The sequence below is a fragment of the Clostridium sp. genome (assembly GCF_030532265.1).
Lineage (GTDB): Bacteria > Bacillota > Clostridia > Clostridiales > Clostridiaceae > Clostridium.
Genome location: NZ_JAUNLM010000059.1, coordinates 1 through 12,141, shown reverse-complemented (window position 1 = coordinate 12,141; position 12,141 = coordinate 1). Strand labels below are relative to the sequence as shown.

Here is a 12,141-nt window from a genome sequence, read left to right as displayed (position 1 = left end):
GTTGCAGCTAGATTATCAACTGGATTAACAGCTGACTGTACTCAATTAGATGTTGTAGTTGAAAATGGAGATCTTTTAGCTACAAGACCAGCATTTGGTGGAAACTTAATGGCAACAATTGCTTGTCCAGATCATAGACCACAAATGGCTACAGTAAGACCTGGAGTTTTTGCAAAAGTAGAAGAAAAAAATTCAAACTTTAAGGTTGAAGAAGTTAAAGTTAATTTAACTGAAGCTGATATTAGAACTAAAGTTGTTGAAATAGTAAAAGAAACTAAAGAAGTTGTAGATATAAGTGAAGCTAACTTTATCGTAGCTGGCGGTAGAGGAATGGGAAGCAAAGAAAACTTCGAAAAATTACATGAATTAGCAGAAGTTTTAGAAGGATCAGTAGCAGCTTCAAGAGGAGCTGTTGATAAAGGATGGATAGAAAGAGATTACCAAGTTGGTCAAACTGGTAAAACTGTAAGACCAAATATATATATTGCTTGTGGTATCTCAGGAGCTATTCAACACGCAGCTGGTATGCAAGATTCAGATATGATTATAGCAATTAATAAAGATGAAACTGCTCCAATTATGAAAATTGCTGATTATGCAATAGTTGGAGATATAAATAAAGTATTACCAGAGCTTATAGCTCAGTTCAAAGAAGTAAAATAATAACTTTCAACTTGAATTTTAGGAGGGTACGAAAATGAAAAAGGTATTTGTTTTAGGTGCTGGAACAATGGGAGCTGGAATAGTTCAAGCTTTCGCACAAAAAGGTTATGAAGTAATAGTTAGAGACATAAAAGATGAATTTGTTGAAAGAGGATTATCAGGAATCAACAAAAATCTTACTAGACTAGTTACTAAAGGAAAAATGACTGAAGAAGCTAAAGAAGAAATCTTAAGCAGAATTTCAGGAACAACTGATATGGCTTTAGCTGCAGATTGTGATTTAGTAGTAGAAGCTGCTATCGAAAATATGAAAATTAAAAAAGAAATATTTGCAGAGTTAGATAAAATATGTAAACCAGAAACTATCTTAGCTTCAAATACTTCATCATTATCAATAACAGAAGTTGCATCAGCTACAGGAAGACCTGATAAAGTTATCGGAATGCACTTCTTTAACCCAGCTCCAGTAATGAAGCTAGTTGAAATCATCAGAGGAATAGCTACAAGCCAAGAAACTTTTGATGCAGTTAAAGAATTATCAGTAGCAATTGGAAAAGAGCCTGTAGAAGTAGCAGAAGCTCCAGGATTTGTAGTAAACAGAATTTTAATTCCAATGATTAATGAAGCAACATTTATCCTTCAAGAAGGAATAGCTTCAGCAGAAGATATAGACACAGCTATGAAATATGGTGCTAACCACCCAATGGGACCTTTAGCATTAGGAGATTTAATAGGACTAGACGTATGTCTTGCTATTATGGATGTTTTATATACAGAAACAGGGGATAATAAATATAGAGCATCAAGCCTTTTAAGAAAGTATGTTAGAGCTGGATGGCTTGGAAGAAAAACAGGAAAAGGATTCTTCGATTATAGTAAATAATAACTTATTTTATACACAATTAAAAACTACACTTGATAAAACTACACTTTTAATAAGGAGATAATAAATTTATTATCTCCTTAATTTATTATTATACTTTACATAGAAATTTATTTATAATAAATTAAAAAACAAATGAAGAAAGATGGTGTAAAAAATTGAATAAAAAATTATTTAAGGGGTTAGCATTTATTTTGCTCACGAGTTCTGTTTGGATTGGAAGTACAATTAAAGCTTATGCTTGGGATGGAAAAATTGATGGGACAGGAACCCATTCTATGATAGTTACTCAAGCAATTAAAGTTCTAGAGAATGACTTGTCAAATAATGAACCAGAAATAATAAGAAAAAATTTAAACATATTAAAGAGTAATTTACATGAATTGCAATTAGGTTCTACATATCCAGATTATGATCCTAATGAGTATGATTTATATCAAGATCATTTTTGGGATCCAGATACAGAAAATAACTTTACAAAAGATAATAAATGGTATTTAGCTTATTCAATACCAGATACGGGGGAATCACAATTAAGAAAATGTTCAGCTTTAGCAAGAAATGAGTGGAAAAAGGGGAATTATAAAAAAGCTGCTTTTTATTTAGGGGAAGCTATGCATTATTTTGGTGATATAGATACACCATATCATCCATCAAATGTTACTGCAGTTGATAGTTTAGGACATGTTAAATTTGAAACTTTTGCAGAAGAAAGAAAAGAAAATTATAAAATAGAAACTTCAGGAAGTAAAACAAATGAAGAATTTTATCAAAGTATTATAAAAGAGAAGGAATTTAATGTTTGGTCTAAAGAATATTGTAGAGGTTTTGCTAAAAAAGCAAAATCATTATATTATAGCCATGCTAATATGAGTTGTAGCTGGGATGATTGGGATTATGCAGCTAAAATAACTTTATCTAACACTCAAAAGGGAACAGCAGGATATATATATAGATTTTTGCATGATGTAACTTTCAATAGTGATTCAATTGATAAAAATTTAAGTGAATTAGTTGTAATGATAAAAACAGCCAATGAAAAGGATGCTGGAACTGATGATTATATTTACTTTGGTATAGAAACAAAAGATGGAAGCAAGCAAGAATGGCAATTAGATAATCCGGGAGATGATTTTGCTAAAGGTGCTGAAGATACATATACATTAAAGATTAAAGATAAAAATATAAAATATAATGATATAAATAAAATGTGGGTTAGAAAAAGTAAGTTTACAAAAATAACTGATCAGTGGAAACCTGAATATATAAAAGTAATAGCTAATCAAAATGTTGAACTTGAAAAAAATATTAATGAATGGATATCAGGAAATAATACATACTTTATAAAATAATAAAAAACAGACACTTTAAATAAGTGTCTGTTTTTTTAGAATATATTTATATTGTAAAATGGTATTAATTATTAAAATAGTTCCTTATAAAGTATTTGTAAAACTTAAGTTAAGGTTTTGTGTAAATATAAAATTAATAAATTATAAGATATAAAATAAACAAATATTTGTGATATAATTAATAAATATAATTAGAGAATAATAATTACTGGTGGTGTTAAATTTGCTTATAGATAAAGCGTTAAAGTTTTGGAATATAGAACATGATTTAAATTGTGCAGAATGTATATTATATGCTGCAAATGAAGAATATAATTTAGGACTTAATAAAAATTCTTTTAAAATGATGGCATCTTTTGGAGGAGGAATGGGGATTGGTTCTTCATGTGGTGCTGCAACAGGAGCAATAGCTGTTATTGGAATTATTTTTACTAATGATAGGGGGCATGAAAGTCCAATAGTTAGGGAGCTTTCAGCAGAATTCATGAATAGATTTTATAAAGAATTTAAAAGCTTAAATTGCATAGATATAAAGCATAAAAGAGAAGATGATGATAGAAGTTGTAAGTTTATTATAGAAACAGCAGCATCTATTTTGGATGATATAGTAAATGAAAACAATAGATAAGAAAAGGAGAGAATAATATGGATTTTAAAGAAGTTATTTTTGAAGATAATAAAGTTATATTAGAAGGAGTTAAAAATTTCAATATAAAGCAAATATTAGAGTGTGGACAATGTTTTAGATGGGAAAAAAAATCAGAACTTGATTACATAGTAATAGCTTACGGAAGGGTTATAGAAGTAGTGCAAGATGGAGATAAAGTTACTATTTTAAATTCAAATAAAGAAGATTTTAATAATATATGGCTTACATATTTTGATTTAGAAAGAGATTATAGCAAAATAAAAGAAGAACTTTCAAAGGATGCAATATTAAAAAAATCAGTTGATTTTGGTTATGGAATAAGACTTTTAAACCAAGATCCATTTGAACTTGTTATAAGTTTTATAATATCAGCTAGAAATAGTATACCTTCAATTAAAAAGACTATAAAGAAAATAAGTGAAAGGTGGGGAGAAAAAATTGAGTATAATGGAGAAGTGTTTTATACTTTCCCAACTCCAGAGATGTTAAAGGATGTTACAGAAGATGAAATAAGAGAAACTGGAGCTTCATTTAGAAGTAAGTATATTGTTGATACTGTATATAGAATAAATGAAGATTTAGAAAATAGTGATGGTATATATAATTTAGATAGAATAACATCATTAACTGATGATGAATGCCATGTAGCTCTTCAAGAATTTAAAGGGGTAGGAGCAAAAGTTGCTGATTGTATAATGTTATTTTCAATGAGCAAATATTCAGCTTTTCCAGTTGATGTTTGGGTTAAAAGAGCGATGATGCATTTTTATAATGCAGAAGAAGGTTCTTTAAATAAGATAAGAATATTTGCAAGGGATAAGTTTAAGGGTTTATCAGGATTTGCACAACAATATCTTTTTTATTATGCAAGAGAGAATAATATAAAAATAGATTAGGAAGTAAAAAGGACTAATTAATTTTTTAATTAGTCCTTTTTATATTTTAACGTTAAGCACGTTTTCTTCTATTTTTACATTTTTTAATTGGTATTATTGTATCTCCGGGAATCTTAACTATAAAATTAAGATATTTTTTAATATTTTCATCATTTCTAAGTCTATTAATTGAAAAAAGTCTTGCTGCAAGTTCTTTATTTGTATACAAAGCGTGTATTTGTTTATGGCATGTAGTACAAAGCATAACAGTATCTAAGTTTTTTCCACCCTTTTCTTTAGGTATTAAATGATGTTCCGTTAATTCAGGAACTATTCTATCGCATAGTTCGCAAGTTAATCTAGTTATCAAATAAATACCTCCTTTTATAAAGAAATTTATATTAATATCCTATTAATATTATATCAATAAATATTACTCTAATCAAAAGAAGAAATTACTAAGAGATAAAAATACTATTTATTTAATTTACAAAATATGGTAAAATATTATGGCAATGATTAATTTGGGGGTTAATTTATGTTTCAATTTGAAACTCAATTAAATAAGTTAAAACATGAAGTTTTAACTGAGGTAGCAAAACTTGCTAAAAGAGATATGTTAACTAAAGAGGAGATAGAGAAAATTCCTTATAAGATTATAAAGGGTGATAAAGCTATTTATAGATGTTGTGTATATAAAGAAAGGGCTATAGTTCAAGAAAGGGCAAAACTTGCAGCAGGATTTCTTTCTAATGGAGATATAGAAGATGGTGAGCTTATTGATATAAGACCAGACGAACAAATAATATATGTAATTGAGGCTGCTTGTGATAGGTGTCCAATAAATAAATATAATATTACAGATTCATGTAGAAATTGTTTAGCACACAAATGTAAAGAGGCATGTAACTTTGGAGCAATAACAGTAATAAGTGGAAGAGCTTATATAAATCAAGAACTTTGTAAGGAGTGTGGAATGTGCAAAAAAGCTTGTCCTTACGATGCTGTATCAGAAGTTATGAGGCCTTGTAGAAAGGCATGTCCAACAGGAGCAGTAACTATGAAACAAGAAGATAGAAAAGCTGTAATAAAAGAAGAATTATGCGTAAATTGTGGTGCATGTATGCAAGCATGTCCTTTTGGAGCTATATCAGATAAGAGTTTAATAGTTCCTGTTGCTAAAAGACTTGCTAGAAAAAGAAAGATGTATGCAGTAGTTGCACCTGCAATTACAGGCCAGTTTGGTGCTAAAATAACTTATGGACAAATAAAAAGTGCAATTAAAAAATTAGGATTTGTTGATATGATAGAAGCTGCTTGCGGAGCTGATGGAGTTACAATTCATGAATGCGAAGAATTTAAAGAAAGAATAAATGAAGGAAAAAAATATATGACTAACTCATGTTGTCCTGCATTTTTAACATATATAGAAAAACTTTATGGAGATCAAAAAGAAAATATATCAAATACTGTTTCACCTATGGTTGCTACTGGAAGACTAATTAAAAATAGAGATAAGGATGCAAAGGTAGTATTTATAGGACCGTGTACGGCTAAAAAAAGTGAATCAGTAAAGGAGGGGGTTAAGGATGCTATAGATTATGTATTAACTTTTGAAGAGCTTACAGCGCTATTTGATGCATTTGATGTTAATCCTTGGGAATGTGAAGATGAAGAAGTTTGTGACGCATCTATATTTGGTAGAGGATTTGGGATGCATGGGGGACTTACTTCATCAATAGAAAGTTATATAATAGATAAAAATATAGATATAGATTTTAATCCTGTAAAAGTAGCAGGTGGAAATGAGATAAAAAAGGCTATGGCAATGGCCAAGATTGGAAGATTAAATGGTAATTTTATTGAAGGTATGATGTGTGAAGGTGGATGTATAAATGGTGCAGGAACAATTGTACCATCTATTAGAGCTAAATCTATATTTAATAAATTAAACAATTCAGGTTGTAAAAAATCAATTATAGATAATGATACAATAAATGAATTTGAGAGTATAAATTTAAATAGGAAGTAATTATTTATAAAATTATGAAATTTAGAGAAAATTAAAGTAAAATAAAATTAAATCAATATAATTAGGAATAAATAATAAAATTTGGATAAAAATATTTTAAGTAGAGTTTGAATTTATTTTATATAAAATATAATATAGTATTATAATTAGCACTCGAGATTATAGAGTGCTAACAAAATAAAAGTAAAAGGAGGGTTTTTAATGGCTATAAAACCATTAGGAGATAGAGTTGTTATAAAAAGATTAGAAGCAGAAGAAAAAACAAAAAGTGGAATAGTTTTAGCAGGTACAGCAAAAGAAAGACCACAAGAGGCAGAAGTTATTGCAGTTGGTCCTGGAGCTATTTGCGATGGCAAAAGAGTTGATATGGAAGTAAAGATTGGGGATAAAGTACTTTACTCAAAATATGCAGGAACAGAAGTTAAGTTAGATGGAGAAGAATATATAATTTTAAAGCAAGAAGATATACTTGCAATAGTTGAATAGGAGGGATGTTTTATGGCTAAGATGATAAAATTTGGAGAAGAATCAAGAAGATCAATGCAAAAAGGTGTTGATAAGTTAGCTGATACTGTTAAGGTAACACTTGGACCAAAAGGAAGAAATGTAGTTTTAGATAAAAAATTTGGATCACCTCTTATAACTAACGATGGTGTTTCAATTGCTAGAGAAATTGAATTTGAAGATCCATACGAAAATATGGGGGCACAACTTGTTAAGGAAGTTGCTACAAAGACTAATGATGTGGCTGGAGATGGAACTACAACAGCTACACTTTTAGCACAAGCTATTATAAGAGAAGGATTAAAAAATGTAACAGCAGGAGCTAATCCAATGCTTATAAGAACAGGAATTAATATGGCTGTTGAAAAAGCAGTTTCAGAAATAAAAGCAATTTCAAAACCAGTAAACGGAAAAGAGGATATAGCAAGAGTTGCAGCTATATCAGCAGCTGATGAAACAATAGGAACACTTATTGCAGATGCTATGGAAAAGGTAGGTAATGAAGGTGTTATAACTGTTGAAGAATCAAAATCAATGGGAACAGAATTAAATGTTGTTGAAGGTATGCAATTTGATAGAGGATATGTATCAGCGTATATGGTTACTGATACAGAAAAAATGGAAGCGGTTCTTGATAATCCATATGTTTTAATAACTGATAAGAAAATTACAAACATACAGGAAATACTTCCTATATTAGAGCAAATAGTTCAATCTGGAAGAAAACTTTTAATTATAGCTGAAGATATAGAAGGAGAAGCTATGGCTACATTAGTAGTTAATAAATTAAGAGGAACATTTACTTGTATAGCTGTTAAGGCACCAGGCTTTGGAGACAGAAGAAAAGAAATGCTTCAAGATATAGCTGTTCTTACTGGTGGAGAAGTTATTTCAGAAGAACTTGGAAGAGATTTAAAAGAAGTAACTTTAGATATGCTAGGAGAAGCAGAAAGTATTAAAATTACTAAGGATAATACTACAATAGTAAATGGAAAAGGTAATTCAGAAGAAATAAAAGCAAGAGTTAATCAAATAAAGGCTCAACTTGAAGAAACAACTTCAGAGTTTGATAAAGAAAAATTACAAGAAAGACTTGCAAAATTATCAGGTGGAGTAGCAGTAATTAGAGTTGGTGCTGTAACTGAAACTGAATTAAAAGAAAGAAAGCTTAGAATAGAAGATGCTTTAAATGCAACAAAAGCAGCGGTTGAAGAAGGTATAGTTGCAGGTGGTGGTACTGCTTACGTTAATGTACTAAATAAAGTATCAGAATTAACATCAGATGTTTATGATACTAAAGTTGGTATTGATATAATAGTAAGAGCACTTGAAGAACCAATGAGACAAATAGCAACTAATGCTGGTGTTGAAGGTTCAGTAATAATTGATAAAGTTAGAAATAGTGAATCAGGTATTGGATATGATGCATTAAGAGGAGAATATAAAGAAATGATTAAAGCTGGTATAGTAGATCCAACTAAGGTTACAAGATCAGCACTTCAAAATGCAGCTTCAGTAGCTTCTACTTTCTTAACAACAGAAGCAGCTGTTGTTGATATTCCTAAAAAAGAAGAGCCAGTAGGGGCTCCAGGTGGAATGGGAATGGATGGAATGTATTAAGAGTAAAATAATAAACAGGCATAATTTTTGGATTATGCCTGTTTTATTTGAATAATTTATTAAAAAATAAGGAAAATAATTATGTATATGTTTTCAATAAAATGAAGAATTAGTTTATTATAAATAGATTATTGACTTTAAAAAAAATGTAATTTATAATAAGTTTAATTTAATTTTAGAAAGCATAAATAAAACTCGTATATACCTTGAATATGGCAAGGAGTATCTACCGGAAACCTTAAATTTCTGACTATGAGTGGATTTAATATACCAAATTAGTATAATACTTATATACTAATATAACATGGCATATTAACTTCACTTAAGGAAGTTAATGTGTTTTTTTTATACATAAAATTAGTAGAAGTTAAATGGGGAGGAAATAAATATGGCTAGAATATTAAAACAAGCATACACTTTTGATGATGTATTATTAGTTCCAAATAAATCAGAGGTATTACCAAGTGAAGTATCATTAAAAACTAAATTAACAAAAAAAATAACATTAAATATACCACTATTAAGTGCTAGTATGGATACAGTAACTGAATCAAAAATGGCTATAGCAATAGCTAGAGAAGGTGGAATCGGTATAGTCCACAAAAATATGAGCATTGAGGCTCAAGCTAAAGAAGTTGATAAGGTAAAGAGACAAGAAAATGGAGTAATAACAGATCCAATCTTTTTATCACCAGAACATACACTTGAAGATGCTGAAGAATTAATGGGTCAATATAGAATATCAGGAGTTCCAATAACAGTTGACGGAAAATTAGTTGGAATTCTTACAAATAGAGATATAACATTTGAGGATGATTACTCAAAAAAAATAAAAGATGTTATGACTTCAGAAGAATTAATTACAGCAAAAGAAGGAACAACAATAGATGAAGCAAAGGAAATATTAAAGAAACATAAGATAGAGAAACTTCCCCTAGTTGATAGCGAAGGTAATTTAAAAGGACTTATCACAATTAAAGATATAGAAAAAGCAAAGATATTCCCAAATGCAGCTAAAGATAGTCAAGGAAGATTATTATGTGGTGCTGCAGTTGGTGTTACTGCTGATATGATGGATAGAGTAGATGCTCTAGTTAAAGCTAAGGTAGATGTAATTACTATAGATACAGCTCATGGACACTCAAGAGGTGTATTAGAGGGAGTAAGAAGAGTTAAAGAAAAATATCCAGAACTTCAAATTATAGCGGGAAATGTTGCTACACCAGAAGCTACAGAAGATTTAATAAAAGCTGGAGCTGATTGTGTTAAAGTTGGTATAGGACCTGGATCAATATGTACAACAAGAGTTGTTGCTGGAGTTGGAGTTCCTCAACTTACAGCAGTTATGGATTGTGTTGAGGTAGCTAAAAAATACGGCGTATCAGTAATCGCAGATGGTGGAATAAAGTATTCAGGAGATATAGTTAAAGCTTTAGCAGCTGGAGCTTGTGCAGCAATGATGGGTTCATTATTTGCTGGATGTGATGAAGCACCTGGAGAAGTAGAAATATATCAAGGTAGAAGCTATAAGGTTTATAGAGGTATGGGATCACTTGGAGCTATGGCTTGTGGTTCAAAGGATAGATATTTCCAATCAGGAAATAAAAAATTAGTTCCAGAAGGAATTGAAGGTAGAGTAGCTTATAAAGGATTCGTTGCTGATACAATATTCCAAATGCTTGGAGGTATAAGAGCCGGAATGGGATATTTAGGAGCAAAAGATTTAAATACTTTATATGAAACAGCAACTTTTGTTGTTCAAACATCAGCGGGACTTAGAGAAAGTCATCCACATGATATTAATATGACAAAAGAAGCACCAAACTATAGCATTAGTAAATAATTATAAAGTAAAAAATAATTATAGTATTTTAAGATATTAATGAATGAATAAAAATTTATAAAATACAAAAGTCGAAGAATAATTTTAAAAAAAATAAAAATGTTCGTATTAATGGAGAAATTTTTTCTCTAATATGATATAATTTATTTATAAATAGAATAAAAAATATATTTAAAAAAGTATCTAGGAGGAGCGCATGAAGAAAGATTTAGTTTTAGTTGTTGACTTTGGTGGACAATATAATCAGCTAATAGCAAGAAGAGTAAGAGAATGTGGAGTTTATTGTGAAATAATACCATATAATTACACAATTGAAAAAATAAAAGCAAAAAATCCTAAGGGAATAATATTCACAGGTGGACCAAACAGTGTATATGGAGATGGTGCTCCAAGAGTTTCAGAAGAAATATTTGAATTAGGGGTTCCTGTACTTGGAATATGTTATGGAGATCAACTTATGGCTCACACTTTAGGTGGAAAAGTATCAACAGCTCCAGTTAGAGAATATGGAAAAACAGAAATAAACCTAGATAATTCATCAAGATTATTTAAAGGAATAAACGAAAAAGATATCTGTTGGATGAGTCATACAGATTACATAAGCGAAGCACCAAAAGGATTTAAAATAATAGCACATACAGAGGTATGTCCAATTGCAGCTATGGAAAATGAAGAAAAAAATCTTTATGGAGTTCAATTCCACCCAGAAGTTGAACATACTCCATTTGGACAAAAAATGCTTCAAAATTTCTTACATGAAATTTGTGGCTTAGAAAGCCTTTGGACAATGGCTTCATTTGCTGAAGATAAAATAAAAGAAATAAAAGAGTTAGTTGGGGATAAAAAAGTTTTATGTGCATTATCAGGTGGAGTTGATTCATCAGTTGCTGCTATGCTTGTTCATAAAGCTATAGGACATAATTTAACTTGTATATTTGTAGATCACGGTCTTTTAAGAAAAGATGAAGGTGATACAGTTGAAAGAGTATTTAAGAAAGAATTTGATATGAACATTATAAGAGTTAATGCTCAAGATAGATTCTTAGGAAAACTTAAAGGAGTTTCAGATCCAGAAACTAAGAGAAAAATTATTGGAGAAGAATTCATTAGAGTATTTGAAGAAGAAGCTAAAAAGGTTGGAGATATTGATTACTTAGTTCAAGGAACAATTTATCCAGATATAGTTGAAAGTGGAACAGATACTTCAGCTGTAATTAAGTCACACCATAATGTTGGAGGACTTCCAGAAGATATGGAATTTGATTTAATAGAACCTTTAAGAGAATTATTTAAAGATGAGGTTAGAGCAGTAGGAGAAGAACTAGGAATACCTCACAAGTTAGTATGGAGACAGCCATTCCCAGGACCAGGACTTGCAATTAGAGTTCTTGGTGACATAACTGAGGAAAAACTTGAAATAGTAAGAGAAGCAGATGCAATTTTCAGAGAAGAAATAGCTAATGCAAATCTTGATGAAACTATATGGCAATACTTTGCTTGTCTTCCAAACATAAAATCTGTTGGAGTTATGGGAGATGAAAGAACTTATTGTCACACAATAGCACTTAGAGCTGTTACGTCAAGTGATGCTATGACTTCAGAATGGGCAAGAATTCCATATGAACTATTAGACTTAGTGTCAAGAAGAATTGTAAATGAAGTTAAAGGAGTAAACAGAATTGTTTATGATATAACTTCAAAACCACCAGCAACTATTGAG

Annotated in this window: 11 protein-coding genes and 1 riboswitch; of the genes, 10 read left to right on the top strand and 1 reads right to left on the bottom strand. The window is 30.0% G+C overall.

Translation table 11 applies throughout. From position 1 onward, the window contains the following. The 5 genes from Q4E08_RS10380 to Q4E08_RS10360 all read left to right on the top strand — a co-directional run. A partial coding sequence (locus Q4E08_RS10380) for an electron transfer flavoprotein subunit alpha/FixB family protein (protein WP_303130751.1) occupies positions 1 to 663 on the top strand: 663 nt, incomplete at its 5' end. A gap of 34 nt (positions 664 to 697) precedes the next feature. Further along, positions 698 to 1,546, top strand: a complete 849-nt coding sequence (locus Q4E08_RS10375; protein WP_303130749.1) for a 3-hydroxybutyryl-CoA dehydrogenase — start codon at positions 698 to 700, stop codon at positions 1,544 to 1,546. 158 nt (positions 1,547 to 1,704) lie between these two features. Then, entirely contained in the window at positions 1,705 to 2,898 is a 1,194-nt protein-coding gene (locus tag Q4E08_RS10370; protein WP_303130748.1) for a phospholipase C, read from the top strand. Positions 2,899 to 3,121: 223 nt separating this feature from the next. Next, a complete protein-coding gene (locus tag Q4E08_RS10365; RefSeq protein WP_303130747.1) occupies positions 3,122 to 3,526 on the top strand; it encodes a C-GCAxxG-C-C family protein in 405 nt (134 codons plus the stop codon). A gap of 17 nt (positions 3,527 to 3,543) precedes the next feature. Continuing rightward, a complete protein-coding gene (locus Q4E08_RS10360; protein ID WP_303130746.1) occupies positions 3,544 to 4,443 on the top strand; it encodes a DNA-3-methyladenine glycosylase in 900 nt (299 codons plus the stop codon). A 52-nt stretch (positions 4,444 to 4,495) separates the two neighbouring features. On the opposite strand, the gene Q4E08_RS10355 is transcribed toward Q4E08_RS10360, so the two are convergent. Next, the gene (locus tag Q4E08_RS10355; protein WP_303130745.1) at positions 4,496 to 4,792 is read right to left on the bottom strand and encodes an HNH endonuclease; all 297 of its coding nucleotides are present in this window, start codon (positions 4,790 to 4,792) and stop codon (positions 4,496 to 4,498) included. A gap of 168 nt (positions 4,793 to 4,960) precedes the next feature. Between Q4E08_RS10355 and Q4E08_RS10350 the strand changes: the two genes are divergently transcribed. The 5 genes from Q4E08_RS10350 to guaA all read left to right on the top strand — a co-directional run. Beyond that, entirely contained in the window at positions 4,961 to 6,454 is a 1,494-nt protein-coding gene (locus Q4E08_RS10350; RefSeq protein ID WP_303130744.1) for a 4Fe-4S dicluster domain-containing protein, read from the top strand. Between the two features lie 201 nt (positions 6,455 to 6,655). Beyond that, positions 6,656 to 6,940: a co-chaperone GroES gene (gene groES / locus Q4E08_RS10345; RefSeq protein WP_303130743.1), complete on the top strand. Its 285-nt coding sequence runs from the start codon at positions 6,656 to 6,658 to the stop codon at positions 6,938 to 6,940. Between the two features lie 12 nt (positions 6,941 to 6,952). After that, on the top strand, positions 6,953 to 8,578 hold the full coding sequence (gene groL, locus Q4E08_RS10340; protein ID WP_303130742.1) for a chaperonin GroEL: 1,626 nt from the start codon (positions 6,953 to 6,955) through the stop codon (positions 8,576 to 8,578). 175 nt (positions 8,579 to 8,753) lie between these two features. Beyond that, positions 8,754 to 8,851, top strand: a riboswitch (purine riboswitch). 115 nt (positions 8,852 to 8,966) lie between these two features. Continuing rightward, positions 8,967 to 10,421, top strand: a complete 1,455-nt coding sequence (gene guaB / locus Q4E08_RS10335; RefSeq protein ID WP_303130741.1) for an IMP dehydrogenase — start codon at positions 8,967 to 8,969, stop codon at positions 10,419 to 10,421. 196 nt (positions 10,422 to 10,617) lie between these two features. Further along, positions 10,618 to 12,141 (top strand): glutamine-hydrolyzing GMP synthase (gene guaA, locus Q4E08_RS10330; protein WP_303130739.1); only part of this gene is annotated, 1,524 nt, incomplete at its 3' end.

Coding starts and splice junctions, on each gene's coding strand:
- groES (WP_303130743.1), top strand. CDS start 6,656: ATGGCTATAAAACCATTAGGAGATAGAGTTGTTATAAAAAGATTAGAA.
- guaB (WP_303130741.1), top strand. CDS start 8,967: ATGGCTAGAATATTAAAACAAGCATACACTTTTGATGATGTATTATTA.
- groL (WP_303130742.1), top strand. CDS start 6,953: ATGGCTAAGATGATAAAATTTGGAGAAGAATCAAGAAGATCAATGCAA.
- Q4E08_RS10360 (WP_303130746.1), top strand. CDS start 3,544: ATGGATTTTAAAGAAGTTATTTTTGAAGATAATAAAGTTATATTAGAA.
- Q4E08_RS10375 (WP_303130749.1), top strand. CDS start 698: ATGAAAAAGGTATTTGTTTTAGGTGCTGGAACAATGGGAGCTGGAATA.
- Q4E08_RS10350 (WP_303130744.1), top strand. CDS start 4,961: ATGTTTCAATTTGAAACTCAATTAAATAAGTTAAAACATGAAGTTTTA.